A 26,267-nucleotide genomic window follows, 5' to 3' on the forward strand; every position below is an offset into this window, starting at 1 on the left:
CACAGGCCTCCGGGCCACACCCAGGACACTAGGGAGAGTTCATGCGTATCCTTCTGGTCGAAGACGAAGCCCCGCTGCGTGAGACCCTGGCAGCCCGGCTCAAGCGCGAAGGCTTTGCCGTCGATGCTGCGCAGGACGGCGAGGAAGGCCTCTACATGGGCCGTGAAGTGCCGTTCGATGTCGGCATCATCGACCTCGGCCTGCCCAAGATGTCGGGCATGGAATTGATCAAGGCCCTGCGTGACGAAGGCAAGAAATTCCCGGTGCTGATCCTGACCGCGCGTTCGAGCTGGCAGGACAAGGTCGAGGGCCTGAAGCAGGGCGCCGACGATTACCTGGTCAAGCCGTTCCACGTCGAAGAGCTGCTGGCCCGCGTCAACGCGCTGCTGCGCCGCGCCGCCGGCTGGAGCAAGCCGACCCTGGAATGCGGCCCGGTCGCCCTGGACCTGGCAGCGCAGACGGTCAGCGTGGCCGGCAGCAATGTCGACCTGACCAGCTACGAGTACAAGGTGCTGGAGTACCTGATGATGCATGCCGGTGAACTGGTCTCCAAGGCCGACCTCACCGAGCACATCTACCAGCAGGACTTCGACCGCGACTCGAACGTGCTGGAAGTGTTCATCGGCCGCCTGCGCAAGAAGCTGGACCCGGATGGCGAACTGAAGCCGATCGAGACCGTGCGCGGCCGCGGCTACCGTTTCGCGATCCCGCGCAACGAGGGCTGAGCCGGCTCCGCGTGGCGACACCATGATGTCCGGCCGTCTGTGGTTCTTCCGACGCTGGCGGCCGCGCTCCCTGCAGGCGCGCCAGATGCTTGCCGCGTCCGTGGGCCTGGTCGCGTTCCTGGCGCTGGCCGGTTACGCGCTTGACGCCGCCTTTGCCGATACGGCCAAGGCGAACCTGCGCGAGCGCCTGAAGAACTACGCCACCGCCTACGCGGCCGGCATCGATTTCACCCGCGACCGCTCGCTGTACATCCGCGAGCAGCCGCCGGATTCGCGCTTCGACGTGCCCGGCAGCGGCCTGTACCTGCAGGTGGTGATGCCGCACGGCAAGGGCAATTCGATGTCGGCCGAAGGCCCGATGCTGCCCACCGTCGGCGGCGGCCTGCTGGCACCGCGCCAGGAAGTGTTCGAAGGCCCGCTGCCGATGATCCAGATCGACGGCAGCCAGGGCTCGGTGTACCGCTATGGCCTGGGCCTGGTGTGGGATGCCGACGCCGATCCGGCCACCGAATTCCCGTACACCATCTACGTGATGGAAGACTCGCGCGCGCTGGGTGCGCAGCTGCGTGTGTTCCGCGGCCGCGTCTGGTTCTACCTGGGCGGCATCGGCCTGATCCTGCTGTTGCTGCAGACCGTCATCCTGCAGTGGAGCCTGCGCCCGCTGCGCCGCGTGATCACCGAGCTGACCAAGGTCCAGCGCGGCGAGACCGAGCGCATGAGCGAGCGCCACCCGCGCGAGCTGGAGCCGCTGACCGACAGCATCAACGCCTTCATCGAAAGCGAGCGCGAGAACCTCGAACGCCAGCGCAACACCCTGGCCGACCTCGCGCACAGCCTGAAGACCCCCATTGCGGTGCTGCGCACGCAGATGGACAGCGGTGCCGGCGATGGCGCGCTGCGCGAGGAACTGGACGTGCAGCTGCAACGCATGAACAACCTTGTGTCCTACCAGCTGGCGCGCGCTGCATCGTCGGGCCACAAGCTGTTCTCTGCACCGTTGCCGATCGAATCCAACGCCGAGGAAATCGTGCGTGGCCTGGAGAAGGTCTATGCGGCCAAGGGCGTGCTGTGCGAATTCGACATCGACCCGGCCGCGCGCTTCCACGGCGAACCGGGTGACCTGCAGGAGCTGCTGGGCAACCTGCTGGAAAATGCCTTCAAGTGGGCCAAGCGCCGCGTGCTGCTGACCGCACAGCCGCTGCCGGCACCGAATGCGCGTCGTGCCGGCCTGCTGCTGGCGGTGGACGACGACGGCCCGGGCATCGCCCCGGATGACATCGGCAAGGTGCTGCAGCGTGGCGTGCGTGGCGACGAGCGCGTGCAGGGCCACGGCATCGGCCTGTCGATCGTGCAGGACCTGATCAAGGATTACCGCGGTGAACTGGCCGTGGGCCGTTCCAGCGAACTGGGCGGCGCCCGTTTCGAAGTGCGCCTGCCGCCGGGGCCGTAAGCTCCTTGTAGAGTCGAGCTTGCTCGACTGCATTGGCCGGCGCAGTCGAGCAAGCTCGACTCTACCCATGACGGCCCGCACATCGGGTGGAGGAATCAACCGGCCATCTTCGGCGGCTCGCCATACAACCGCCGCAGCTGCGCGGCCACTTCCGGCAACGCCTGCTGCAGCAGATCCGGTGCGGAGAAGTGGTACTCGCTGGCCACCGCGAAGAATTCTTCCGGCGCTTCGGCCGCATACGGATCGATCAGCGTTTCTTCGCCCGCATCCACCTGCGCGCAGAACGCATCGTAGGCGCGCTGGAAGGTGCCAGCCCATTCGCGCTGCCACGCGCGCGGCAGCGGCGGCGTGCCGTCCATCGCGCCATCCAGCGCATCCAGCTTGTGCACCATCTCATGTACCGCCACGCAGTAACCCTCGTGCGGCGCATCAAGGTCGGCCTGCACATCGGCCCAGGACAGGATCAGCGGACCACTGTCCCACGATTCGCCAATCAGCTCGTCATCCCATTCGTGCAGCACGCCGGCCGCATCCAGGTGGCTGCGGTGCACACGGAACGCATCGGGATAGATGATCAGCTGCGACCAACCTTCCAGCCCCACCTCACCAAATTCCAGCAACGGCAGGCAGCACAGCGCGGCCAGCAGCACGCCATCGCCGGGCTGCAACTGCAACTCGCCGATCGGGGTGAGGGTCTTCTCATGCAGGAAGCGCGTGGCCAGCGTGCGCAGGCGCATGCGGCGCGCATCGTCGAGGCCGTGCAGCCAGGCCGCGCGGCGGCAGGCGTCATCCCAAAGCGCATCGTCAATCGGCCGCGGCGCGGGCCGCAGCCACTGCAGCAACGACTTGATCAGCGGAACATTCCCGGCAGGTAGCTGTGCCACTTCGGCGCGCGGATGCGCTGCAGCACGTCGTCATCGCTGCCACCGCCGCCGGTGCTGGTGTTGGCGGCCGGGCGTACCGCCGCCGGCTTGGGCGGGGCGGCCGATGCGGTGGCCGTCGGTGCGCGCTGCGAGGCCGCGTCGCCGTTGGAGGACACACACGCTCCGCGGCTGTCGTCCAGCGCTGCCGTTGCAGACGCCGCGAAGGGCATCGTCAGCAGGATCAGGCAATGGGCATAACGGCGCATTGACGACATCCACGTTAAGGGAGGGTGAGTTCCCGATTCTAGCCCGAACCCGGCGCTCCGTTGGAAGCCCCCGCAGAACCCAGCGTGGCGGGCGTCGCTGGCGGCTTTCCCGCATAATTCCACCCTGACTTCGTGGAAGCTGCCGTGGACGATCGCCAATTGCTGGCCAAACTCGCTGCCGGTCGTCTGTCCGGCGACGCCCTGGCCCGTGAGCTGGGCCAGACCCGGGCGGCTATTTGGAAGCGTATTCAAGGGCTTAGGGCCGCCGGTGTGGACATCGAGGGCCGTGCCGGCGAGGGCTATGGCCTGACCCGCCCGGTCGACCTGCTGGACCCGGACGCCATCCGCGCCGGCCTGCCGGCCGAGGTGCTGCCGCTGCTGCACGACCTGCAGGTGGCCTGGACGGTGGACTCCACCAATGCCGAATTGCTGCGTTGCAGCGCGCCCCAGCGCGGGGTCAGCGTGTTGCTGGCCGAGCGCCAGACCGGTGGCCGTGGCCGCCGTGGCCGCAGCTGGGCCTCGCCGCTGGCCGCCCACGTGTACCTGTCGGTGCTGCGTCTGTTCTCCGGTGGCCTGGGCCGCCTGGCCGGGCTGAGCCTGGTGGCCGGCGTCGCCGTGGCCGAAGCCCTGCACGACCTCGGGTTCACCCAGGCGCAGCTGAAGTGGCCGAACGACCTGATCGTCGATGGCAAGCGCAAGCTGGTCGGCCTGCTCGCCGAGGGCGGTGGCGAATACGCCGGCCCGGCGCGCGCCGTGATCGGCATCGGTATCAACACGCACATGCCGCCTTCGTTTGCCGAGCAGATCACTCAGCCGTGGGTGGATCTGGACACGCTGGCTGGCACGCCGGTGGACCGCAACGTGGTGGTTGCCGCCGTGCTGGCGCGCCTGTTGCCGGCGCTGGAGGAATTCGATCGCGAAGGGCTGGCGCCGTTCCTGCCGCGCTACGCCGCCTTCGATGTGCTGGCCGGCCGCGAGGTGCGCGTGGAACTGGACGGGCAGTGGCAGCACGGCACCGCGCTTGGCCTGGCCGATGACGGCGCGCTGCGCGTGCGCATCGACGGCCGCGAGCGCCTGCTGCATGCCGGCGAAGTCAGCGTGAGGGCGGCATGAGCGATTGGTTGTTCGACCTGGGCAACTCGCGCTTCAAGTTCGCGCCGTTGCAGGGTGACCGTGCCGGCGACGTGCAGGCCTGGGCGCATGGTGCCGAAGGCATGGCCGGGCAGCCGCCGCACAGCCTGCCCAGCGGCCGCACCGCGTTCGTGGCCAGCGTGGCCGCGCCGTCGCTGACCAGCGCCATGCTGGACCAGCTGCAGCGCCGCTTCGAACACGTGCACGTGGTACGCACCAGTGCCGAATGCGCCGGTGTGCGCATCGCCTACGCCAAGCCGGAAAAATTCGGCGTGGACCGATTCCTGGCGCTGCTGGCTGCGGCCAAGGCGCAGCGCCCGGTGCTGGTGGTGGGCGTTGGCACCGCATTGACCATTGATCTGCTCGACGCCGATGGCCAGCACCACGGCGGGCGTATTTCCGCATCGCCCACCACCATGCGCGAAGCACTGCACGCACGTGCGGTGCAGCTGCCGGCGAGCGGCGGTGACTACAGCGAGTTCGCCAACGACACCGCCGACGCACTGGCCTCCGGCTGCGATGGTGCCGCCGTGGCACTGATCGAACGCAGCGCGCAGCAGGCGCACGCGCTGCTGGGCGTGGCACCCTCGCTGCTGGTGCATGGCGGCGGCGCACCGGCGCTGATGCCGCTGCTGCCGGGCGCCGATTACCACCCCTCGCTGGTGCTCGATGGCCTCGCCCGCTGGGCGGTGCACCAGCCCGCAGGCTAGTATCCGCGCATGCTGACCCGTGCCCTGATCGTCGTACTGGCCATTCTCAATCTTGGCGTCGCCTGCTGGTGGCTGCTGCGCGATGCGCCGCAGAAGCCTGCGCCGCCGCCGCAAGCGCCCGGCGTGGCCGAGCTGCGCTGGGTGCCCGGTGGTGTGGATGCTGCTGCCGCTGCCGAAGCCACGGCCGCCGCGCCGACTGCGCCGCTGATGGAACGCGAACCGGCCGGGAAGACCGCTGTGGCAGCGACGCCTGCGCCGGCCGTGCCGGCCAAGCCCGAGGCCACGTCGGTTGCCGCAACGGCCAAGCCGGTGACGCCGCCCGCGCCGCCCCCGACCCCCGCGCCGGAAAAGCCCGCGACCCCGCCCGCAGCCGCCGCAGAACCACCGCGCTGCGTCGCGCTGGGTCCGTTTGCCGACCGCGCCGCCGCCACCAGCGCGCAGGGCAAGGCCGGCAGCGTGATCAGCCAGGTGCGCCTGCGCGAACAGCCTGCCGCCAGCGGTAGCGCCCGCTACCGGGTGCTGCTGCCGGCCGCCGCCAACCGCGAAGAGGCCCAGGCCACGGTGAAGCGCATCGTCGCCGCCGGCCTGAGCGACTACTACATCATCAGCCAGGGCGAGGAGGCCAACGCCGTGGCGCTGGGCCAGTACCGCAACCGCGAAGGTGCCGAGCGGCGCATGGCCGCCGTGCAGGCCGCCGGCTTCCAGCCGCGCCTGGTGGCCAGCGGCGACGCCGGCCAGTGGTGGCTGGAAGGGCAGCTGGCGGCGGGCACGCAGCCAGCCCAGGCCCAGCAGCGCAGCGGTGCGGCACAGAGCCGGTCGCTGGAATGCGCACGGTTGCGCTAGAATCCCCGGACCGCGGCGCTGCCGCCGGTGATGCACCCATGCCGCTTTAGCTCAGTTGGTAGAGCAACTGTCTTGTAAACAGTAGGTCATCCGTTCGATTCGGATAAGCGGCACCATCCAGCAACTGCATTGGCCCCGCAAAGCGGCGGCACGGTCGTTGGTCGAGCATTGCTCCCTGCCCCGTCTTTTTCCTCCTTCCCTTGCTGTTCTGGTATCCGGCGCGTGACGCGTCGCTGTGCATTCCCGCGAGCGCATTCCTCACGGTTGAATGGGTGTAGTCAGTAGGCTACAGTCTTCCAAGAAGATCCAGCGTACCCGTCAGTTCGCGACATGGATTGACGCTTTCAAGGAAGTACCCGCGCGCGCGCATCTTGGCTCGCATCGGACGGCCTGAAGGTCCTCCGGGTGATTAGCGCTATCTGGCGGATGGTGTTTCCGAACTGCGTATCGATGCGGGAGCGGGCTACCGCGTGTACTACACCCAGCGCGGCAGGCAGCTGGCGATTCTCCTGGTCGGAGGCGACAGAGGTTTGCAGCAGCGCGTCAATACCGAAGAGCCGGAGCTGTCCCATCATGGCCACCAAGAAGAAAGTCGAACTCAAATCATTTGATGTGGCCGAGCATCTTCGGACGCCCGAAGAAATGGCCGCCTATCTCGACGCCTGCATCGCTGAAAGTGACGGCGATTCTGCATTCATCGCCAAGGCGCTCGGCGATATCGCCCGTGCTCAGGGCATGAGCAAGGTTGCGCGTGCGGCGGGCCTGTCGCGCGAGAGTCTGTATCGCGCACTGTCCGGTGAGCGCAGCCCCGATTTCGCCACCATCCTGAAGGTGACCCGTGCCCTGGGTGTGCGGCTGCATGCCAGCGCCGTGTGAGGGATCGAGGCACTGCGCTCCACTTCTGCCACCTCAAGAAGTCCGCCGCGATCAGGTTCAATCAAACCGAATGATGCGGATCAACCCTCGTGTTGCCGATCCGTCTCCGAAGGCGGCCACCGTGCCACAGCGGAATACCTCTTTCGCACCGTCATGGTTGACGAATGAGATCGTGCAGTGTGCCCGCGTCCCCGGCGCGATGCGGGTGATGGCGCGATCATTCAGCACGAAGCTGTACCACATGAGTTCAGGGCTTATCGAAAGCGCCATGGGGCGCGCGGTGGAGGCGATCATCTCGGCAACAGCGCCGCCGCGCGAATCCACTTCGTCCAGCCGCAGCTCAACGAGAACAGGTTTCAGGTTTGGATAGGGTGTGCTCATGCCAGCAGCGGTTCCGCCTGATTCGATAGCCGGGGTAGAGACGCGTTGAACCTGTGCGTTGGGAATCCCACTGTTCTGCATTATTGAGCCCCCGCACCTGCAACGCCACATACTCGGCCAGCCCCCGGCAGGCCAGCATCAGCCCTTCGCGCGCGCCGTCGCCGATATCGTCTTTCTCTTCCCCATCCACGCGCACGCGCTCATTGGCGTGGTACAGCTCCAGCAGCGACACCAGGCCCGTCGCAGCGCGATCCCTGCGGGCGGCGGCCACGGCGTGGCCGGGCGTGTTGGAAGGCGCCTGCCACGGTTGGCCGTCGGCGGCATCGCCGGCCTGGATGCGGCGCAGGCAGACGGGCAGGTTGATGGGCGCGGGCGCATCGTTGGCGGCGGCGAAGGCGGCTTCCAACGGCTGCGCCAGTTCCAGCGGCAGATGCAGGGCGGCGTCGCCCAGCGTGGCGGTCAGATACGGGTAGAGCGTCTTGGACATGCGGGCATCCTCGTCAGGCACAGAGGCGCCGCCACCATAGGGTGGCGGGCGATACGTGGTTTCCAATCCCGGGACTGAATGAGCCGGTGGGCACAAGGCCCCCACGCACCGCCCGCCGTAGGCCGGCGAACGGATTGCCAGCCGGCGCCGCTCTTGGGAGGACGACGCCGGCTGGCAAGCGTATACAGCTTTCAGTCTTCGGGTTGGAAATCCCGGCCACCCGCTGAAGGTGGCGACTAATCTTGCGCGTGCCAAATCACCGCCTACCAGTCGATTGTTTCGATGGCATCGGGTGATCTGAAAGGAAAAATGAATTGCCGCGATTGGCCTGTTTCAGCCGCTGTAATGCCGAAAACGACATATCGCGCAGCGCGGCCATCCGCTGGAATTTGACAGGAATCAGCACTGTTTCGAGGCCTTGAAACGCCCGCGAAGTAAAGCTGGCTTAACAGCCCGGGCAAGGCGCCACAGCCACCATAGCAAACACAAACCCCAAACGCGCGCCCGGATATTGATTCTCCTCACACACCGCTCCCGACTCGCCACCGCATACTGCGGTCACACACCCTTCGGGAACTGCCCATGCGTCGCCACGCCCTGCCGCTCACCGTCGCACTGCTGTCCGCCACGTTCGCAGCCCCGGCCATGGCCGCCGTGCCGTTCTTCAACGCCAGTTGTCCGGGCGGCATCGATGTGCACGCCGATGAAGGCGGGCCGGTCTACGTGCAGGGCCGCGAGACGGCGTTGAAACGTTTCAACGACCGCTATTTCGAAGCACGCGATGCCAACAGCGGCATCACCCTGTCGATCAGCCGCAACGATGACGGCTCGCCGCAGGTCAGCTACACCGGCCGGGGCGGCGCCAATGGCATCTGCCAGATCAGTACCAGCGGCACGCCTGCGCCCGCCACAAACAGCGCCCGCCCTCGCGACGCTGCCGCCGGGGATGCCGCGCTACCGCGCGAAGTCACCTGCGAATCCACCGACCAGCAGCAGGTGTCGTGCGATCTGAACACCCGTGGCAATGTGGAAATCGTGCGCCAGCTCAGCCGCACCCGCTGCGAGGAAGGCAAGAACTGGGGCCTGTCGCGGCACTCGGTGTGGGTCAATGGCGGCTGCCGCGCGGTGTTCCGCAATGTGTCTTCGGTGACCACCCCCGCGCCGTCAGGCGATACCGCACTGGGGGCCTGCAATGTGCGCAAGGGCGCGCAGGGCGCCCTGGTCACCCAGATGCCGGTGGGCAGCGATTACCAGGAGCTGATCATCGATTATCCCGATGGCCGCTTCCTGTGCATGATGCGCAACAACGGCCAGGTGCAGAGCGTGACCCCGGTGCGCCGCCGCGGACGCTGAGCGCAGAGGGTGCAGATCCGGCGTCAGCCGCCGGACCTGTACAGCAGCACCCACGCCAGCATCAGAGCGAACATGCCGACGATGGTCAGGCCGAACCACAGCGCGGCCACCTTCACGTTGCCGATCAACGCCGCCAGCATGCGGTCCAGTTCGCTGGTCAGGATGGGATACGCAGCGTGTGCCTTGCGCAGACGCTGCCAGCCGAACCCGAGGAACACCAGAAGCGAGAAGGGCGTCAGCAGGAGCGTCGCCTGCATCAGCCAGCGGTACGGCGACGCATCGATCGAGCTGCTCAACAGAACCGCAAAAGCGGCGATGGGCAGCGCCACGATGAAGAAGCGGGGCCAGGCGGTGTTGATGAAGGGCGACATCACACTCTTCCATGAAAGGTGGTTGGGTCCGCGCGGCATCATGCCATGCCAATGGCCCGCTGCACCGCTGCGGCATGCCAGGAGGGAGGTCAGCGCGGGTTTTCCGGGTCGTTGCCCTTCTTATACGTGTAGGCGGTGATTTCCCAACCACCGCCATGCCCGGAGGAGGGTTGCACCCAGGTGAACTCCCAGCTCTGGGTGGAGCCGTCGGGAAGGATGTTCTCCACGCGGTAGATCTCACCGGGCAGACCCTGCTCCGGCAGCTTTCCGGGGATCGATTCATCCGAGTGCGCAGCGGCACGCCCTACCGAGACCGTGCGCCGTTCCACCTGCACATGGCCGTAGCCCTGGGGGCGAACGACGGGCGCACGCGTTGGGCTACCCAGTCCAGCACCTGACGTGCGCCTGCGGTCTGCATCGCAAACGCATCCGAGGTCACCGTATGGGTGATGCGTTGCGAGGTTGCGCTGGCGCCTGCCGGAAGCAGTGTGCCCAAGGCCATCGCCAGTACCGCAGATCCAATGAATGCATGTTTCATAGGCGTCGTTCTCCAAAGATGGGACATTGCAGAGGCACCCTCAGGGTGCCGACGCAGGGTGGCGGTGGCCGTGGCGTGGCATAAGAGGCGATACCGACGCGGATGTGAGGCCGATCGCAGAAGGCCCGGTTCCTGACCTCTCAGCGCGGTAATAACTGACCGGGGCTGCTTGCCTGGCCATGGCGATGGGCGCTTGGCCTGCTGCACCGCCGCGAGTGGTGTCACACAGCTCTGGCTAGACTGTGCTTCTTTTTCCCCGCAGGAGGCACCCATGGCCCATCCCATTTCCGTATCCCTGATCGGCGTTCCCACCGACGTCGGTGCGGGCCATCGCGGTGCACGGCTTGGGCCGGAAGCGCTGCGCGTGGCGGGCCTGCCGGAGGCGCTGGAAGCGCGCGGCGTGGACGTGCGTGACCTGGGTAATCTGGATGGCCCGCGCAACCCGTGGACCGCGCCGGTGGAGGGCTATCGCCACCTCGATGAAGTGGTGGCGTGGAACCACGCACTGATGGAAGCAAGCTATGCCGAACTGCAGGCCGGGCGCATGCCGATCATGCTCGGCGGCGACCACTGCCTGGGCATCGGCTCGATCACCGCGGTGGCGCGCTGGTGCCGCGAGCAGGGCAAGACCCTGCGCGTGCTGTGGCTGGATGCGCATTCGGATTTCAACACCAGCGATGTCACCCCGTCGGGCAACATCCACGGCATGCCGGTGGCCTGCCTGTGCGGCCTTGGCCCGGATGCGCTGACCCGGCTGGGCGGCACGTCGCCTGCGATCACCCCGGCGCAGATGCACCAGATCGGCATCCGCTCGGTGGACCCGGAAGAAAAGCGCCTGATCAAGACCCACAAGGTGGATGTCTATGACATGCGCTACATCGACGAGAACGGCATGAAGCGCGCGGTGGAAGCGGCGCTGGCCGGCATCGACGAGAACACCCACCTGCATGTCAGCTTCGATGTGGATTTCCTCGACCCGAGCATCGCCCCGGGCGTGGGCACCACGGTGCCGGGCGGGGTGAACTACCGCGAGGCGCAGCTGGTGATGGAGATGATTGCCGACACCGGGCGCATGGGTTCGCTGGACATCGTCGAACTCAACCCCTTGTTGGACAAGCAGAATGCCACCGCCGAACTGGCCGTGGACCTGGTCGAAAGCCTGTTCGGCAAGTCCACCCTGATGCGCGATTGAAGGCGTCCCCTGAACGGAATCTCGATCCGTTCACACCCGCTCCACGCCCCTGCCGCCAGATTGCACTTCACGCGGCGGCAGTGGCGATGGCCTCTCCCGCCGAGCGGAACAATCCCATCCGCGAATGAAGCGGTATAGCGGCGAACCCAAGGAGAAGCCCATGAAGCGCGTAGTTGCCCTGATGCTGTTGTCGATGTTCTCGGTGGCCCTGCTGGCCGGTTGCAACACCGTGGCCGGTGCTGGCAAGGACGTGCAGAAGGCCGGTGAAAAGGTTGAGGACGCCGCCAAGGGCAAGTAAGCCCGGCGCGGAACGCAACAGAAAAAGGCCGGGGCTTCCCGGCCTTTTTTGTGCGTGCTGATCTGCGCGGGCGTGCAGGGGTAGTGAACCATTCAAGCAGGTGAGCACGCATTTCATTGCCGGTTGACCGGTATTCAACAGCCGCTGCGCGAAGCTGGAGCCACGGTAAGAACGCCGTTGCAACCAAGGACTCCCAGCAATGAACAAAGACATCATTTCCGGCAAGTGGTCGCAGCTGAAGGGCAAGGCCCAGGCCAAGTGGGGCGATCTGACCAACGACGATTTCGATGTGGCCGAAGGCAATGCCGAGTACCTGGCCGGCCGCCTGCAGGAACGTTATGGCTGGGCCAAGGACCGCGCCGAGAAGGAAGTCCGTGACTTCCAGGATGCGGTGAGCAAGGACTACCCGGACTACAAGTAAGCGCTACGGTTTCCCCCACAGCACGTTCCCCCACAGCACGACGCCCGCACCGTGAGGTTGCGGGCGTTGTGTTGTCTGCGCTCAACGCGCCGGTGGGTCGGGCACGTAGCGGTTCGGGAACGCCTGCGGTTCGCGCGGCAGGCGCGAGGGCGCGTCGACCAGGATGCCGCGGGCACGCAGGTTGCGGGCGCTGTCGTAGCGCAGCTGCAGCACCTGGGCCGGGCTGCGGCTGGCGCGCTCGAACTCGGTGTCGCGCACCGAGGACTGCTCGCGCGCACCGTGGCCGGTGCCCAGCGCCGGGGCCTGCGATTTGCTGGCGTAGCCCTCGATGCGGCTGGCGCTGGCATCAGCGGCGGCTTCGGCCTGCGCGGCGGGTGCCGGCAGCGGCACGCCACGGCGCAGGATCGGCTCCGGGCGCCAGCGCCGCGCTTCTTCGAACACGGCCACGCCCACCACACCGATGTTGTCCGGGCGACCGGTGCGGCTGGCGTAGCTGCCGCTGGGGCTGCTGAACACGAACTGCGCCACTTCGTCCTGGCTCTTGCGCCAGCCGGTGATGTCGGCGCGCTGGCCGGGATTGAGCACGTAGCCGGTCTGCGAGGGATCGGCATCCTCGCCGGAAATGGCATTGATGCCGTCCACCGACAGCACCACCAGCACCCGGCGCGGGCTGTCGTTGTACAGGCGCACCGCGTAGCGATGACCACGCTCGCCGGCCACCCAGCGCTGGCCTTCGGCGGGGTAGCTGCGCAGTTCGGTGCCACGGTCGCGGTCGACCAGGGTCATGCGCACCGGGCCGCCCTCGTACACCGGTGGCGGGGGCGGGGCCGGGCGGAAACCGGCCAGGGGCAGGATCAGCAGCAGGGGCAGCAGGCGTTTCATCGGTCGTCTCCAGCGGGGTTGCGTGAATGAACGCGCCGCTGGCCCTGACGGGGTTGGCCGCCGGCACGGTAAACTGGCCCCGTTCATCGAAGGTTTCCCCACGCAGTCATGACGACCCGAGTCCTTACCGGCATCACCCCTCCGGCACGCCCCATCTGGGCAACTACGTTGGCGCCATCCGTCCGGCGATCGCGGCCAGCCGCGCCCCGGGGATCGAGAGCTTCTTCTTCCTGGCCGACCTGCACAGCCTGATCAAATCGCAGGACCCGCAGCGCACCCAGCGCGCGACCCTGGAGATCGCGGCCAGCTGGCTGGCCTGCGGCCTGGACCCGGAACATGTGTGGTTCTACCGCCAGAGCGACATCCGCGAGACCACCGAGCTGATGTGGTTCCTCACCGCCATTGCCAGCAAGGGCATCCTCAACCGCGCGCACGCCTACAAGGCGGCGGTGGACAAGAACCGCGAGGAAGGCGTGGATGAAGATGCGGGCGTCAGCGCCGGTCTGTTCATGTACCCGGTGCTGATGGCTGCCGACATCCTGATCTTCAAGGCCAACCAGGTACCGGTGGGCCGTGACCAGATCCAGCACATCGAGATGGCGCGCGACTTCGCCCAGCGCTTCAACCACGTGTACGGCAAGGAGTATTTCCCGCTGCCGGACGTGGTGATCGACGAGCAGGTGGCGACGCTGGCGGGCCTGGATGGCCGCAAGATGAGCAAGAGCTACCACAACACCATTCCGCTGTTCGTGCCGCGCGAGGAGCTGAAGAAGCTGGTGTTCTCGATCCTGACCGACTCGCGCGCACCGGGCGAGCCGAAGGACACCGAGGGCTCGGCGCTGTTCCAGATGTACCAGGCGTTCGCCACCCCGGAACAGACCGCCGAATTCGCCAAGGCGTTCGCCGCCGGCATCAGCTGGGGCGATGCCAAGCAGCAGCTGTTCGAGCGCATCAACAGCGAGCTGTCGCCGCTGCGCGAGCGCTACAACGCGCTGATGGCCGAGCCGGAGAAGATCGAAGCGCTGCTCAAGCGCCGTGGCCAGCAGCTGCGCGAGCAGCTGGCGGCACCGCTGCTGGACGAGCTGCGCCATGCCGTGGGCCTGCGCGACCTGTCCACCGCGGGCGACATCGCCAGTGAGGACGCCGGCGTGGCCCGCGTGGCACCGCCGCTGTTCAAGCAGTACCGCGAGAAGGACGGCCGTTTCTACTTCAAGCTGACCGCCGGTGACGGCACGCTGCTGATCCAGAGCGAAGGCTTCGATTCGCCGCGTGATGCCGGCCAGTTGATCGCTGTGATCAAGCAGGCCGAGCAGGGCGACCAGCTGCAGAGCGAGCTGTTCAAGCTGGAGGCCGAGGTGGATGCGGTGCTGGCCGCGTTGGCGGCGCTGCGCGAAGCGGCCTGATCGGCTAACGCGGTAGAGCCGAGCCCACGCTCGGCTTTAGAGTCGAGCCAAGCTCGACTGCTTTTCCGGGCAGCCGAGCATGGGCTCGGCTCTACACAGGGAACCTGCTGCCAGGCGTGGGCCTGGCACAACAGAAGGAGTCTGCGATGGCCTGGTTGTCGCTGCTGCTGTTCCTGCCCTGGTTCCTGCTGCTGGGCAGCCTGTACTGGCTGTTCCCGCGCCAGCCGCGTACTGCGCGCCGGCGCCTGTTCGATGGCACCACCCTGCTGCTGGCCTTCGCGCTGAGCATCGTCTCGATGCTGTGGGGGCACCACATCGGCGTGGTGCAGCCCGGGGCTGGCCCGATCTGGCCGCAGGTGCTGGCGGTGCTGTACGCCTACGGCGCATTCCTGGCGGTGCTGGTGCTGGCCCTGTTGCTGCGGCCGCGCTGGCTGGACCGGTAACCCTGCCTCTGTAGGGTCGAGCCATGCTCGACTTCGCGTTGGTAGAGTCGAGCTTGCTCGACTGGACGTGTACCGCAGTCGAGCAAGCTCGACTCTACCGAAATGCCCCTCCGACCAAAGCCGCATCGAATCGGGCCCGCCTGCGCGCCTACCATGGGTGTCTGTTCCTGATCCTGCCAGGTGCGTGCCGATGACCGCCGACCCCAGCATCCACACCATCGATACCGGCTTCCAACGCCCCGACTTCGATGCGGCCTATCTGATCGTTGAAAACGGCCGCGCCGCGTTCGTCGATTGCGGCACCGGGCTGTCAGTGCCGGCCATGCTGCAGGCGCTGGCCGACGCGGGGCTGGGCGTGGAGGCGGTGGACTGGCTGTTGCTGACCCATGTGCACCTGGACCACGCCGGTGGCGCCGGCCTGCTGATGCAGCAGCTGCCGAACGCGAAGGCGGTGCTGCATCCGCGCGGTGCACCGCACATGATCGACCCGACCCGACTGATTGCCGGTGCGACAGCGGTGTACGGCGCCGAGGAGATCGCGCGCAGCTATGGCCGCATCGAGCCGATTCCGCAGCAGCGCGTGGTGGTGGCCGAAGACGGCCACCGCATCGATCTGGCTGGCCGCGAGCTGGTGCTGCTGCATACACCGGGCCACGCGCTGCACCACTACTGCGTGTGGGATGCGCGCAGCCGCAGCTGGTTCACCGGCGATACCTTCGGCATCTCCTACCGCGAGCTGGACAGTGCGCAGGGCGCCTTCATCTTCCCCACCTCTTCGCCGGTGCAGTTCGACCCGGAGGCGATGAAGGCTTCGATCCGGCGCATGCTCGACTACGCGCCGCAGGCGATGTACCTGACCCATTACGGCCGCGTGCAGCAGGTGCAGAAACTGGCTGACGATCTGTTCGAGCAGATCGATGCGATGGCCACCATCGGCCGCCAGTGCGATGACCGCCCGGACCGCCACCGCTGCCTGCTGGCTGCCTTGCGGGCGCTGTACCTGGAACGCGCGCAGCAGCATGGTTGTGCGTTGGACGAGGCCGCCGTGACGGCGGTGCTGGCGATGGACATCGAGCTCAACGCACAGGGCCTGGCCTGCTGGCTGGACCGCATCAGCAGGTAGATCCACGCCATGCGTGGATGACGCAGCCCCAAGCCGCGCCGCGATGTCACGACCACGTTACACTCTGGTGACTTCCAAGCTAGCCGTGGTATTGCCGTGAATCCGATGCGCGTGTTGCTGCTGTCGTCCTGCCTGTTCGTCGGTGGCCTGGCCCATGCGGCCAACGATCTGCCCGGCGGCGGCATCGATCCGCAGGCGCTGTCGCGTCACGTGCGTGTGCTGGCGTCGGACGAGTTCGAGGGCCGCGCGCCGGCCACTGCCGGCGAAGAGCGCACCGTGCAGTACCTGATCGAGCAGTTCCGCAGCTATGGCCTGCAGCCGGGCGGCGTGGATGGCAGCTGGGTGCAGCCGGTGCCGCTGGTGCGTGCACAGCTGGACGGCCCGGCCAAGGCCAGCCTGTCGCTGAAGCAGGGCAAGCGCGCGCTGGCCAATGGCGTGGACGTGACCCTGCAGAGCCTGCAGCCGCGCAAGCGCGTGCAGATCAAGGATGCGCCGCTGGTGTTCGTCGGCTACGGCATCGACGCGCCGGAACGCCACTGGAACGATTACAAGGACGTGGACCTGCACGGCAAGATCGCCGTGGTGCTGATCAACGATGCCGACTTCGAGGCCGATGCGCCGGGCGCGTTCGACGGCAAGGCGGTGACCTATTACGGCCGCTGGACCTACAAGTTCGAGGAAGCCGCACGCCGTGGCGCCGAGGGCGTGCTGATCGTGCACGAGACCGCGCCGGCCGCCTATGGCTGGGCGACAGTGAAGAGCTCGGGCACTTCGCCGCTGTTCGATATCGAGCGCGGCCAGGCCGACGCGATGGCCCAGCACACGCCGCTGCGCGGCTGGATGCAGCGCGAACTGGCCGAGGCGATCTTCGCCGACGCCGGCCTCGATTTCGATGCCGAGAAGCGCAAGGCAATGCGCGCCGACTTCCGCCCGGTGGCGCTGGACAACGCCAAGCTGAGCGTGGATTTCGCGCTGAAGCGCGAGCAGGTGGTGACCCGCAACGTGGTGGCCAAGCTGCCCGGCGGTGAGCATGGCGACGAGGCGGTGATCTTCTCTGCGCACTGGGATGCGTTCGGTATCGGCCAGGCCGATGCCAAGGGTGACCGCATCCGCCGTGGTGCGATCGACAATGCCACCGGCGTGGCCACGGTGCTGGAGCTGGGCCGCGTGTTCGCCGCCGGCCCGCAGCCGCAGCGCACGCTGTACTTCGTGGCGCTCACCGCCGAAGAGAAGGGCCTGCTGGGTGCCAGCTACTACGCCGCGCACCCGCTGGCGCCGCTGGACAAGACCGCTGCGGTGCTGAACATCGAGATGTTCAGCCCGGATGGGCCGACCCGCGACATTGCGTCGTGGGGCAAGGGCCGGGTGTCGCTGGAAGGCGACCTGGAGCGCGTGGCCAAGGCCCGAGGCCGCAGCTACAGCCCGGACCCGAACCTGGAAGCCGGCTTCTTCTACCGCGCCGACCACTTCGCCTTCGCGCGCCTGGGCGTGCCGGCGATCACCATTGGCCCGGGCCTGGACAAGCTGGACGGCGGCGTGGAAGCCGGCCGCGCGCTGCGCGAGAAGTACTTCGCCGACTGCTACCACCAGGCCTGCGATGCCTGGACCCCGAGCTGGGACCCGAGCGGCCACGCCGCCGACACCCTGCTGGTCTACGACCTGGGTGCCGAATTGGCCAACAGCCGCCGCTGGCCGACGTGGGAAAAGGAATCGGAGTTCCGCGGCGCGCGCGACAAGAGCGAAGCCGCCCGCCGCTGAGGGGGTGCCGGCCAGCGGCCGGCACTACCGTCGTGGGCGCAGCAGTTTCCACGCGCCCCAGCCGGCCGCCGCAAGTGCGGCCAGATAGCACACCACCATCGTGCGCAGGCCGACGTCATGCAGGGGGCCCGGGCGGGAACTCCAGCGCAGTTGCAGCGAACTGTGCCCGCTGCCCAGGTCCATCGCCAGTTGCAGCGAAAGCGCGGCGCAGACCACCAGCAGGGCGAAGCCGAAACCGATGCGCGGCCACGCCGCCTGCGCGTCGGGGCGGCGCAGCAGCCAGGCCAGCGCGGTGGCGGCGGCCAGCATCACCGCCATCCACATCAGCGGCGAGGCCGCAGACGCAGCGGCCACCGGCATTGCACCGGTGGCCGCGATCACTACAGCATCCTTACTTGCGGGTGCCGTCGAGCCAGTTCGGGCCCTTGTTGGTGAGGAAGAACACATAGACCACCAACGATACCGCGATCGTCGCGGTGACGTAGATGGCGAACCAGTCCACGTGGCCGGTCTTCAGCGCGCCCTGGTACAGCAGCGGTGCGGTGCCGCCGAACAGCGAGTTGGCCAGCGCATAGCCCAGGCCCACGCCCAGTGCGCGCACGTGGGTGGGGAACAGTTCGGCCTTCACCACCGCGTTGATCGAGGTGTAGCCGGTGAGGATGACAAACCCCAGTGCCAGGGTCAGGAAGGCCAGGGTGGCGTCATGCTGGTGCGGCAGCTGGGTGATCAGGTACCAGCTGTACAGCACGCCGCCCACGCCGAAGAACACCAGCAGGCTCTTGCGGCCGATGATGTCCGACAGCCAGCCGCCCACCGGCTGCAGCACCATCAGGAAAGCCAGCACGCCCAGGTTGATCAGGGTGCCGGTCATCGGGTCGTTGCCGGCGAAGGCGCTCTGGATCATCTTCGGGCCGTTCACCGAGTAGGTGTAGAAGGCGATGGTGCCACCGGCGGTGATCAGGAAGCACAGCAGCAGCGGCCGCCACTGGTGCACGAACAGCTCGTACATCGAGCCGGACTTCTGCGCCTTGCCCTCGCGTGCGGCTTCGATGGACGACTCCGACAGCGACTCGTCCATGCCGCGACGCAGCCAGAACACCACCACTGCGGCGATGCCACCAATGCCGAAGGCGATGCGCCAGCCCCATTCGGAGATTTCCGGCTTGCCCCAGAAGGTCAGCATCAGCAGCAGGGTCAGCTGGGCCAGAACGTGGCCACCGACCAGGGTGACGTAGTGGAACGAGGACAGGAAGCCGCGACGGCCGGGAATGGCGGCCTCGGACATGTAGGTGGCGCTGGCGCCATATTCACCGCCGGTGGCGAAGCCCTGCAGCAGCCGCGCGAACAGCAGGATGACCGCCGCCCAGATGCCGATGCTGGCCGCAGTGGGAGTGATGGCGATCAGGAACGAGCACAGCGCCATCACCGTCACCGAGACGGTCAGCGCGAGGCGGCGGCCATGGCGGTCGGCGAAGCGGCCGAAGAACCAGGCCCCGATCGGGCGCATCAGGAAGGTGGCCGCGAAGATCGCCCACACATACATCGTGGAGTTCTTGTCGTCCGGCGAGAAGAACTGCGACTCGAAGTACACGGCGAACACCGAGTACACGTAGACGTCATACCACTCCACCAGGTTGCCGGCAGAGCCTTTGAGGGTATTGGAGATCGAGCGGCGCAGCGCGGCGCCGTCGGTGCTGGGGGCAGCGGGTTGGGACGTGGTGCTCATCTGGGTGGGAATCCTCGATGCGGCGCTTCCGTGCGGGAAAGATCGGTGCCAGGCGTGCGCAGGGCGCTGCGGGCCAGCCTCCTAGGTACTGCATCCCACGTCAACGCCGGGTGCCGGGAGGGCGGGCAGGTCATGGGACCGCACAGGGTGGACCAGGCCACGCCTGCGGACCATAACTAAATCGTCGTATCCGGTGTCATCGCGGGGGCTTCGGCGGGCACCGGCTGGTTGTCGCAAACCGGGGTGATTTCCCTCTGTAGAAGGCTCTAGAATCGGTTTCCCCGTCTGCTGGTGCGTCATGTCGGCTCCCCCTTCTCCGTCTGCGGCTGCCCCCGGGGTGGCCTTGTCGCGCTGGCCTTGCTGCTGGTCTATGTGGTCTGGGGCTCGACCTACCTGGGCATCGCCAAGGCCCTGCATGGCGGCGCGCTGCCGCTGACGATGGTCTCCGGCAGCCGGTTCATCATCGCCGGCGGTGTGATGTACGCGGCGCTGCGCCTGTTCTGGAAGTTGCCCAGGCCGACCCTGCGGCAGTGGCGCAACCTGCTGATCATGGGCGTGACCATGCTGGTGCTGGGCAACGGCATGGTGGTGCTGGCCGAACGCGAGGTGTCCTCGGGCCTGGCGGCGACCGCCGTGGCCTCGGTGCCGCTGTGGATGGCGTTGTTCTCGGCGCTGCGCGGCCAGCACGCCAGCCGCGGCGAGTGGCTGGGCATTGCCATCGGCTTCCTCGGCGTGGTCTGGCTCAATGCCGGCAGCAGCCTGACCGCATCGCCGACCGGGCTGGTGCTGCTGTTGATCGCACCGGTGGGCTGGGCGTTCGGCTCGGTGTGGGCACGCGGGCTGGACCTGCCGGGCCCGTTCATGACCGCAGCCGGGCAGATGATCTGCGGCGGCGTACTGCTGGTGCTGATCGGCCTGGCCGTTGGGGAACGCCCGACCACGCTGCCCGACACCGGCGGCCTGCTGGCGATGGCCTATCTGTGTGTGTTCGGCTCCATCGTCGCCTTCACCGCCTACGTGTGGCTGCTGCAGAACGTGCGCCCCGCCCTGGCCGGCAGCTACGCCTACGTCAATCCGGTGATCGCGGTGCTGCTGGGCGCGCTGCTCAACGGTGAGCGCTTCGGCTGGCGCGACCTGCTGGCGATGGCGGTGATCCTGCTGGGCGTGGTGGTGCTGACGATGGCAAGGACGCGCAAGAAATGAGCATGGACGAAAAAGAACAACGCCGCGGCCTGCTGGTCACCGCCTCCACCTTCGTGATCTGGGGGCTGGTGCCGGTGTACTGGCACCTGCTCAACGAGGTGCCCTCGTTCCAGATCATCGCCCACCGCATCATCTGGAGCACGGTGCTGGTGCTGGGCTGGCTGCTGCTCAGTGCGCGCCTGGGCTGGTGGCAGAAGATCGCCGCGCAGCCGCGCGCGCTGCCGATCCTGCTGGTGTCGAGCCTGACCATCGCCTTCAACTGGGGCCTGTACATCTGGGCGGTCAACGCCGGCCATGTCATCGAGACCAGCCTGGGCTACTTCATCAACCCGCTGGTGAACGTGCTGCTGGGCGTGCTGGTGCTGAAGGAACGCCTGCGCCGCCTGCAGTGGGTGGCGGTGGCGATGGCGGCGGTGGGCGTGGCCTGGCTGACCATCGACGCCGGCACGCCGCCCTGGATCGCGCTGGGCCTGGCCTGTTCGTTCGGGCTGTACGGCTTGCTGCGCAAGCTGGTCTCGGTCGATCCGGTGGCCGGGCTGGGCGTGGAAAGCCTGTACCTGTTCCTGCCGGCGCTGGCGTTTGCGATCTGGGCCGAGAACGGCCATGGCGGCGCGTTCTTCCACGGCTGGGGCTGGCGCAACGATCTGCTGCTGATCTTCGGGGGCGTGGTCACCGCTGTGCCGTTGATCGGTTTTGCCTACGGCGTGAAGCGGATTCCGCTGTCGCTGGTCGGCATCCTGCAGTACATCGCACCGAGCCTGCAGCTGTTGCTGGGCGTGTTCTTCTTCCATGAGGCCTTCGATACCGGCAAGGCGATCGGCTTTGCCGCGATCTGGGCTGGCCTGATCCTGTTTGTCGGCGACAACCTGCGCGCGATGCGCAAGCGATAGCGGCTCCGGGGGCAGAGCCCTTTGCGTTGCGAAGGGATCCGCCCCCGCTTCCGCAAAGAACGGCGCCCCGAGGGGCGCCGTTCTGCTTCCATCCACGGCCAGGAGAGAGATGGCCGTGACGGGAACGCGGTTGCAGATGATGGGCGCGCGATTCTAGAGGGTTTCCCTGGGCAACGGTCTGACAGCGTGCCGGCAAGATGAATCGCGTCCAACAATCCACAGACGCGTGACAGAAAAAGGACGGAGCTTCCGCTCCGTCCTTCCGGGTGTACCGCTGCGAAACCCAAGCTCAGGTTTCGCGCAGCGCCGTGGTGATCGGCAGGCGTGCCGCGCGCAACGCCGGGAACAGGCCACCGACCAGGCCGATGCCCAGCGCCCATTTCAGCCCGGTCCACAGCAGTTCCGGCGACACATGGAACTTGAACACCACCGCGCTGAAGTTGCTGCCGATGGTGGACACGCTGTAGCCGTTGAACAGCAGCCACGCCACCGCGCAGCCGAGCAGGCCGCCGAGCAGCGCCAGCAGCATCGTCTCCAGCATCACTGCGGTCACCACCGGCAGGCCACGGAAGCCGATCGCGCGCATGGTGGCGATCTCGCGCGCACGCGTGGCCACCGCTGCATACATGGTGTTGAGCGCGCCGAACACTGCACCCACCGCCATGATCGTGCCGATCACCTTGCCGAGGATGTCGATCAGCTTGGTCAGGCCGCCGCCCTGCTTGCCGTAGTAGGCACGGGTGGTTTCCACGTCCAGCTTCAGGCGCGGGTCGGCCGCCACGGCGGTCTTGAACTGCTCGAAGCCCGGCTTGCCCTCGGTGCGCACGGTGATCGACTGCCAGGCACTGCGCTGGTAGGTGGTGGCCAGCGTGTCGGCGTCGGTCCACAGTTCCGAGTCATGCGCATCGCCGGTGGCGAACACGCCCACCACGGTCCAGGTCTGGTTGCCCAGGGTCAGCGTCTTGCCCACCTCCAGGTCGCGGAACTGGCCCTTGGCGCCCTGGCCGACCACGATCTCGCGCAGGCCGGTGCCGAATCTGCGACCTTCGACGATCTTGACCCGGTCATGCACCGCCCACGCCTGCGGGCCGACGCCACGGAACTGCGCGTTGACGTCGGTGCCATCGGACTTCGACACCAGGTTGACCACCTGTGACAGTTCCGGCGACAGCAGCGGACGGCCCTGCGCATCGCGGCTGATGCCGGGCAGGGTGGACAGCATCGGCACCTGTTCGCGCGTGATCACCGAGTTGGTCTCGGCCTGCGAGCCCCCGCGCAGCACGATGGCGGTGGTGTCATCGCCGGTGTTGTTGAGCGTGGCCTGGAAGCCTTCGCCCATCGCCAGCATCGCCACCAGCACGCCGACCACGCCGGCGATGCCGACCACGATCACCGACGATGCGCCCCAGCGCTGCGGCAGGCTGGCCACGCCGATGCGGGTGGCCGCCAGGGCCAGCCGCCCGCCGCGGGTCAGCAGCAGCCACAGCGCCACCAGCACGGCCACGGCCAGCACGCCGATCCACGGCAGGCCGATCCACAGCACCAGGCCGATGACCAGCAGCAGCACGGTCAACGCGTTGCCGGCCCACTTCTTGAACTTGTTCATCTGCAGGTCTCCTCAGCGGCCGGCCAGTGCGTCGACGATCTTCAGGCGCTTGGCACGCAGCGCCGGCAGCAGGCCGACGATGATGCCGATCACCACGATCAGGCCCAGCCCCATCAGCCAGGTCGGGGTCGGTACGTGCGGTGGCAGCATGCCCATGCTCTTGGGGCTGATGGCCGGCAGCACCAGTGACGCCAGGCCCATGCCGATCAGGCCGCCCAGGCCGATCAGCAGCACCGATTCCACCATCACCAGGGTCAGCACGGTGCTGTCCTTGAAGCCCAGGGTCTTCAGCGTGGCCAGCTCCGGCACGCGTTCGCGCACCGCCTGGGCCATGGTGTTGCCGGTCAGCAGCAGCAGGGTGAAGAACACCGCTCCCATGATCGAGGTGACGATCATGCCGATGTCGGCGAACTGCTTGACGAAGGCCTGCTGGAACGCTGATTCGGTCTGGGTCTTGGTCTCGTGGTCGGAGTTGGCCGAGATCGCATCGATGGCCTGCGCCACGCGCGAGGCGTGGTCCACGTTGTCCAGCGTCACCGTGTACCAGCTCACCTGGTTCTTGATGTAATCGTTGGATTCATCGAAGTACTTCCAGTTCATCATCAACTGGCGTTCTTCGTTGGCGGCCAGCGCACGGTCCTTGGAGCGGTAGATGCCCTTCAGTTCCAGCGGCCAGTCGTTGCTGCCGCCGCGCGGGAAGATCGTCGCCTGCAGCGGGATGGTGTCGCCGATCTTCCAGCCGAACTGCTTGGCCAGGGTCTCGCCAACGATGGCACCGGTGCGGGTCTGCTTCCAGTCTTCCAGCTGCGCCGGGTCGATCTGCAACTCGCGGTAGACGTCGAAGTAGTTGGGCGAGACCGAGAAGTTCGGGAAGAAGTTCTTCGGGTCCTGGTAGATGCCACCGAACCACATGCCGTAGGCCACGTCGCGCACGCCGGCCACCTGGCGGATCTGGGTTTCCAGGCGGATCGGCAGCGACTGGGTGATCGACAGCCGCGAGGCCACGACCAGGCGATTGGCACCTTCCACGCTGCCACCGGAGGCAAACGCCACCCGCACCGAATCGAGCATGCCAAACAGCAGGAACGCGGCCACCACTGACAACAGGGTCAGCAGGGTACGGGTGCGGCTGCGGAACAGCTGCGCCCACACCAGCGAGAAGTATTTCATCGTCGTGGCCTCCGTCAGTGGGCCAGCGGCGCGTCGGCCAGCTCGCCCTTGTCCAGGTGCACCGTGTGCGTGGCGTACTCGGCCGCCTTCGGGTCATGGGTGACCATGATGATGGTCTTGCCATGCTCGCGGTTGAGCTGCTGCAGCAGGCCCAGGATCTCTTCGGCGGACTGGCGGTCGAGATCGCCGGTGGGTTCGTCGCAGATCAGGAAGGTTGGGTCGGAGACGATCGCGCGGGCGATCGCCACGCGCTGCTGCTGGCCGCCGGACAGTTCATTGGGGCGGTGGCTGCGGCGGTCGGCCAGGCCGACCAGGGTCAGCGCGATCTCGGCATTGCGCTTGCGCTGGGCGGCACTGAGGTGGGTCAGCAGCAGCGGCAGCTCCACGTTCTTCTGCGCGGTCAGCATCGGCATCAGGTTGTAGAACTGGAAGACGAAGCCGACGTGGTGGCTGCGCCAGGTGGACAGCTGGCCACCGCTCATCTGGTCGATGCGCTCGCCTTCGATGCTGATCTCGCCGCCGCTGGGGTTGTCCAGGCCGCCGATCAGGTTGAGCAGGGTGGTCTTGCCCGAACCGGACGGGCCCATCAGCGCGACGAAGTCGCCGCGCGCGATGTCCAGGTCGATGCCGTGCAGCACCTGCACTTTCTCGGGGCCACGCTGGTAGGTCTTGGTGATGTTGCGCAGTGAAACCAGGGTCGACATGGGTGGTTCTCCACGGAAGGCGGGAAACGGGGAAGCGCACCGGCCAGGGCCGGGGGCATGCGTCGAACGGTGCTGCCGGCGGCGCCTGAAGGCGCCAGGCCGTTACTGCGCTTGTTTCTGTTGCACCTTGGCGCCATCGCGCAGGGTGTCCGGCGGATTGACCACCACCGACTCGCCTGCGCTCACGCCCTTGAGGATCTGGCGGTCCTTGCCCATCGCCTGGCCGGCCTCGACCGTGCGCTGCTGCACGCGGTTCTCGTCAGCCAGCACGAAGGCCACCGAAGCGCCGTCGCGCTGGACCACGGCACCGCCCGGCACGCGCACGCCCTGCGGCTTGGCCGCGGCCTGCGGCTGCGCCTGTTCCAGGAAGCTGACCCGCACGCCCATCTCCGGCACGATGCGCGGGTCCTTCACCTTCAGCGCCACGCGCACCTTCACCGTGGCCTTGCCGCGGTCGGCGGTGGGAATGATCGCGATCACCTCGCCCGGGATCTTCCATTCCGGGTAGGCGTTGAGCGTGGCTTCCACCGGCATCTTCGGCTGCACCCGGCCGATGAAGGCTTCGCCGACCTCGACCTCGATTTCCAGCGAATCCATGTCGACGATGGTGCCGATGCCGGTACGGGTGAAGCCACCACCGGCCGACAGCGGCGAGACGATCTCGCCCGGCTGCGCCGCCTTGGCGGTGACCACGCCGGAGAACGGCGCGCGCACCACGTTGTTGTCCACGCCCAGGTCGGCGATGGCCAGCTGGTCGTGCGCCACCTTGACGTTGCGCTGTGCGGTATCCAGCTGCGCGCGCAGGCTGTCGCGCTGTGCGACGGCCTGGTCGTACTGCGAGCGCGACACCAGCTGCTGGCCCACCAGCGCCTGCAGGCGGCTGGCTTCGGCGGCGGCCTGCCGCTGCTGCGCTTCCAACCCGGCTACCTGGCTGCGCGCGGCCTGCAGCTGTGAGGCGTACAGGCTGCGCTGCGCATCGGCGTCGATCGGGTCCAGCGTGGCCATCACCTGGCCGGCCTCGACCCGCATGCCTTCCTCGATCATCACCTCGCGCACCTTGCCGGTGATCTTGGCCGATACCGTGGCCATGCGCCGGGCGACCACATAGCCACTGGCATCGAGCACCGAACTGCTGGCGCCGCCCTGCTGGATGGCCACTGCCGGCGCGGTGTCCACCTCCACGGCGGGGGTGCGGCCGAACAGCGCGAAGGCGCCGGCGGCCAGCAGCAGCGCAATCACGATGATCGCGATCCACAGCCAGCGGCGTCCACCGCCACTGCCGCCGGAGGCAGGCGGCGGCGACTTGCGTTCGATACGGAGTTCCTTCAACAGCTCGGCAGAAGCGTTCATTCGTTCCATCACAGGCGTTCGGGCGGGTGTGACCGGAAGGGCGGACGGCGGCGGTTCCGGCGGTGGAGCGTGCGGCACAGCATGCAGGCAGGCACAGCGATGAC

Annotated in this window: 27 protein-coding genes, 1 tRNA gene and 2 pseudogenes; 17 read left to right on the plus strand and 13 right to left on the minus strand. The window is 67.4% G+C overall.

The annotated features are described in order from the left end of the window. Window positions 1–41 precede the first annotated feature (41 nt). Both N4G47_RS20905 and N4G47_RS20910 read left to right on the plus strand, forming a co-directional pair. The gene (locus N4G47_RS20905) at window positions 42–725 is read left to right on the plus strand and encodes a response regulator transcription factor (RefSeq protein WP_004136763.1); all 684 of its coding nucleotides are present in this window, start codon (window positions 42–44) and stop codon (window positions 723–725) included. A gap of 25 nt (window positions 726–750) precedes the next feature. Next, a complete protein-coding gene (locus tag N4G47_RS20910; RefSeq protein WP_107277805.1) occupies window positions 751–2,175 on the plus strand; it encodes an ATP-binding protein in 1,425 nt (474 codons plus the stop codon). A 95-nt stretch (window positions 2,176–2,270) separates the two neighbouring features. Here the strand turns inward: N4G47_RS20910 and N4G47_RS20915 are convergent, their stop codons facing one another. Together N4G47_RS20915 and N4G47_RS20920 are read right to left on the minus strand one after the other, a co-directional pair. Then, complete coding sequence (locus N4G47_RS20915) at window positions 2,271–3,059, minus strand: M90 family metallopeptidase (RefSeq protein ID WP_475289832.1); 789 nt, start codon at window positions 3,057–3,059, stop codon at window positions 2,271–2,273. Then, window positions 3,026–3,304 carry a hypothetical protein gene (locus N4G47_RS20920; RefSeq protein ID WP_249842212.1) on the minus strand — a complete coding sequence of 93 codons (279 nt, stop codon included), beginning with the start codon at window positions 3,302–3,304 and terminating at the stop codon, window positions 3,026–3,028. Before N4G47_RS20920 ends, N4G47_RS20915 begins: the two co-directional genes overlap by 34 nt. Before the next feature lie 144 nt (window positions 3,305–3,448). Here N4G47_RS20920 and birA point away from each other — a divergent pair, with 144 nt between their 5' ends. From birA to N4G47_RS20945, 5 genes are all read left to right on the plus strand, one after another. Then, complete coding sequence (gene birA, locus N4G47_RS20925) at window positions 3,449–4,417, plus strand: bifunctional biotin--[acetyl-CoA-carboxylase] ligase/biotin operon repressor BirA (RefSeq protein WP_475289833.1); 969 nt, start codon at window positions 3,449–3,451, stop codon at window positions 4,415–4,417. Beyond that, window positions 4,414–5,145 carry a type III pantothenate kinase gene (locus tag N4G47_RS20930; protein ID WP_475289834.1) on the plus strand — a complete coding sequence of 244 codons (732 nt, stop codon included), beginning with the start codon at window positions 4,414–4,416 and terminating at the stop codon, window positions 5,143–5,145. The genes birA and N4G47_RS20930 overlap by 4 nt, the downstream gene beginning before the upstream one ends. 9 nt (window positions 5,146–5,154) lie before the next feature. After that, on the plus strand, window positions 5,155–5,988 hold the full coding sequence (locus tag N4G47_RS20935) for an SPOR domain-containing protein (RefSeq protein ID WP_475289835.1): 834 nt from the start codon (window positions 5,155–5,157) through the stop codon (window positions 5,986–5,988). 40 nt (window positions 5,989–6,028) lie between these two features. Continuing rightward, a tRNA-Thr gene (locus N4G47_RS20940) sits at window positions 6,029–6,104 on the plus strand. Window positions 6,105–6,561: 457 nt separating this feature from the next. Next, the gene (locus N4G47_RS20945) at window positions 6,562–6,864 is read left to right on the plus strand and encodes an addiction module antidote protein (protein WP_263467839.1); all 303 of its coding nucleotides are present in this window, start codon (window positions 6,562–6,564) and stop codon (window positions 6,862–6,864) included. 57 nt (window positions 6,865–6,921) lie between these two features. On the opposite strand, the gene N4G47_RS20950 is transcribed toward N4G47_RS20945, so the two are convergent. Both N4G47_RS20950 and N4G47_RS20955 read right to left on the minus strand, forming a co-directional pair. Further along, the gene (locus N4G47_RS20950; protein ID WP_313301152.1) at window positions 6,922–7,245 is read right to left on the minus strand and encodes a hypothetical protein; all 324 of its coding nucleotides are present in this window, start codon (window positions 7,243–7,245) and stop codon (window positions 6,922–6,924) included. 91 nt (window positions 7,246–7,336) lie between these two features. Further along, window positions 7,337–7,732, minus strand: a pseudogene (locus tag N4G47_RS20955) (hypothetical protein); the annotation flags it as partial. 582 nt (window positions 7,733–8,314) lie between these two features. Between N4G47_RS20955 and N4G47_RS20960 the strand changes: the two are divergent. Further along, window positions 8,315–9,085, plus strand: coding sequence for a DUF3011 domain-containing protein (locus tag N4G47_RS20960; protein WP_475289836.1), 771 nt, complete (start codon window positions 8,315–8,317; stop codon window positions 9,083–9,085). Between the two features lie 23 nt (window positions 9,086–9,108). Here N4G47_RS20960 and N4G47_RS20965 read toward each other — a convergent pair whose 3' ends face one another. Both N4G47_RS20965 and N4G47_RS20970 read right to left on the minus strand, forming a co-directional pair. Then, a complete protein-coding gene (locus N4G47_RS20965; protein ID WP_475289837.1) occupies window positions 9,109–9,456 on the minus strand; it encodes a hypothetical protein in 348 nt (115 codons plus the stop codon). Window positions 9,457–9,545: 89 nt separating this feature from the next. After that, the gene (locus N4G47_RS20970) at window positions 9,546–9,785 is read right to left on the minus strand and encodes a hypothetical protein (RefSeq protein ID WP_475289838.1); all 240 of its coding nucleotides are present in this window, start codon (window positions 9,783–9,785) and stop codon (window positions 9,546–9,548) included. A gap of 480 nt (window positions 9,786–10,265) precedes the next feature. Between N4G47_RS20970 and rocF the strand changes: the two genes are divergently transcribed. The 3 genes from rocF (at window position 10,266) to N4G47_RS20985 (ending at window position 11,905) form a co-directional block, all read left to right on the plus strand. Continuing rightward, window positions 10,266–11,186 (plus strand): arginase, encoded by a 921-nt coding sequence (gene rocF / locus N4G47_RS20975; protein ID WP_004153767.1) that lies wholly within the window; start codon window positions 10,266–10,268, stop codon window positions 11,184–11,186. A 160-nt stretch (window positions 11,187–11,346) separates the two neighbouring features. Next, entirely contained in the window at window positions 11,347–11,484 is a 138-nt protein-coding gene (locus tag N4G47_RS20980) for an entericidin A/B family lipoprotein (protein ID WP_014035659.1), read from the plus strand. A 199-nt stretch (window positions 11,485–11,683) separates the two neighbouring features. Beyond that, entirely contained in the window at window positions 11,684–11,905 is a 222-nt protein-coding gene (locus N4G47_RS20985) for a CsbD family protein (RefSeq protein WP_010486972.1), read from the plus strand. A gap of 81 nt (window positions 11,906–11,986) precedes the next feature. On the opposite strand, the gene N4G47_RS20990 is transcribed toward N4G47_RS20985, so the two are convergent. Continuing rightward, window positions 11,987–12,787, minus strand: coding sequence for a hypothetical protein (locus N4G47_RS20990; RefSeq protein WP_475289839.1), 801 nt, complete (start codon window positions 12,785–12,787; stop codon window positions 11,987–11,989). A 108-nt stretch (window positions 12,788–12,895) separates the two neighbouring features. Here N4G47_RS20990 and N4G47_RS20995 point away from each other — a divergent pair. The 4 genes and pseudogenes from N4G47_RS20995 (at window position 12,896) to N4G47_RS21010 (ending at window position 17,514) form a co-directional block, all read left to right on the plus strand. Next, a pseudogene (locus N4G47_RS20995) lies at window positions 12,896–14,190 on the plus strand (tryptophan--tRNA ligase). A gap of 146 nt (window positions 14,191–14,336) precedes the next feature. Next, window positions 14,337–14,633 (plus strand): hypothetical protein, encoded by a 297-nt coding sequence (locus tag N4G47_RS21000; RefSeq protein WP_249842198.1) that lies wholly within the window; start codon window positions 14,337–14,339, stop codon window positions 14,631–14,633. A gap of 190 nt (window positions 14,634–14,823) precedes the next feature. After that, on the plus strand, window positions 14,824–15,756 hold the full coding sequence (locus N4G47_RS21005) for an MBL fold metallo-hydrolase (protein WP_475289840.1): 933 nt from the start codon (window positions 14,824–14,826) through the stop codon (window positions 15,754–15,756). Between the two features lie 105 nt (window positions 15,757–15,861). Next, the gene (locus N4G47_RS21010) at window positions 15,862–17,514 is read left to right on the plus strand and encodes a M28 family metallopeptidase (RefSeq protein WP_475289991.1); all 1,653 of its coding nucleotides are present in this window, start codon (window positions 15,862–15,864) and stop codon (window positions 17,512–17,514) included. Window positions 17,515–17,538: 24 nt separating this feature from the next. On the opposite strand, the gene N4G47_RS21015 is transcribed toward N4G47_RS21010, so the two are convergent. Both N4G47_RS21015 and N4G47_RS21020 read right to left on the minus strand, forming a co-directional pair. After that, window positions 17,539–17,838, minus strand: a complete 300-nt coding sequence (locus tag N4G47_RS21015) for a hypothetical protein (RefSeq protein WP_475289992.1) — start codon at window positions 17,836–17,838, stop codon at window positions 17,539–17,541. Between the two features lie 67 nt (window positions 17,839–17,905). Continuing rightward, complete coding sequence (locus tag N4G47_RS21020) at window positions 17,906–19,240, minus strand: MFS transporter (protein WP_107231508.1); 1,335 nt, start codon at window positions 19,238–19,240, stop codon at window positions 17,906–17,908. Between the two features lie 357 nt (window positions 19,241–19,597). On the opposite strand from N4G47_RS21020, the gene yedA reads away from it, so the two are divergent. Next, window positions 19,598–20,443, plus strand: a complete 846-nt coding sequence (gene yedA / locus N4G47_RS21025; RefSeq protein WP_475289841.1) for a drug/metabolite exporter YedA — start codon at window positions 19,598–19,600, stop codon at window positions 20,441–20,443. Continuing rightward, window positions 20,440–21,333, plus strand: a complete 894-nt coding sequence (rarD, locus tag N4G47_RS21030; RefSeq protein WP_107231510.1) for an EamA family transporter RarD — start codon at window positions 20,440–20,442, stop codon at window positions 21,331–21,333. Before yedA ends, rarD begins: the two co-directional genes overlap by 4 nt. A gap of 289 nt (window positions 21,334–21,622) precedes the next feature. On the opposite strand, the gene N4G47_RS21035 is transcribed toward rarD, so the two are convergent. The 4 genes from N4G47_RS21035 to N4G47_RS21050 form a co-directional block, all read right to left on the minus strand. Further along, window positions 21,623–22,939: an ABC transporter permease gene (locus tag N4G47_RS21035; protein ID WP_309336580.1), complete on the minus strand. Its 1,317-nt coding sequence runs from the start codon at window positions 22,937–22,939 to the stop codon at window positions 21,623–21,625. Window positions 22,940–22,951: 12 nt separating this feature from the next. After that, entirely contained in the window at window positions 22,952–24,109 is a 1,158-nt protein-coding gene (locus tag N4G47_RS21040) for an ABC transporter permease (protein ID WP_057498632.1), read from the minus strand. Window positions 24,110–24,123: 14 nt separating this feature from the next. Continuing rightward, complete coding sequence (locus N4G47_RS21045; protein WP_004153799.1) at window positions 24,124–24,813, minus strand: ABC transporter ATP-binding protein; 690 nt, start codon at window positions 24,811–24,813, stop codon at window positions 24,124–24,126. A gap of 102 nt (window positions 24,814–24,915) precedes the next feature. Continuing rightward, on the minus strand, window positions 24,916–26,163 hold the full coding sequence (locus tag N4G47_RS21050; RefSeq protein ID WP_475289842.1) for an efflux RND transporter periplasmic adaptor subunit: 1,248 nt from the start codon (window positions 26,161–26,163) through the stop codon (window positions 24,916–24,918). Window positions 26,164–26,267 lie beyond the last annotated feature (104 nt).

It is taken from the genome of Stenotrophomonas sp. GSD10 (assembly GCF_056172695.1).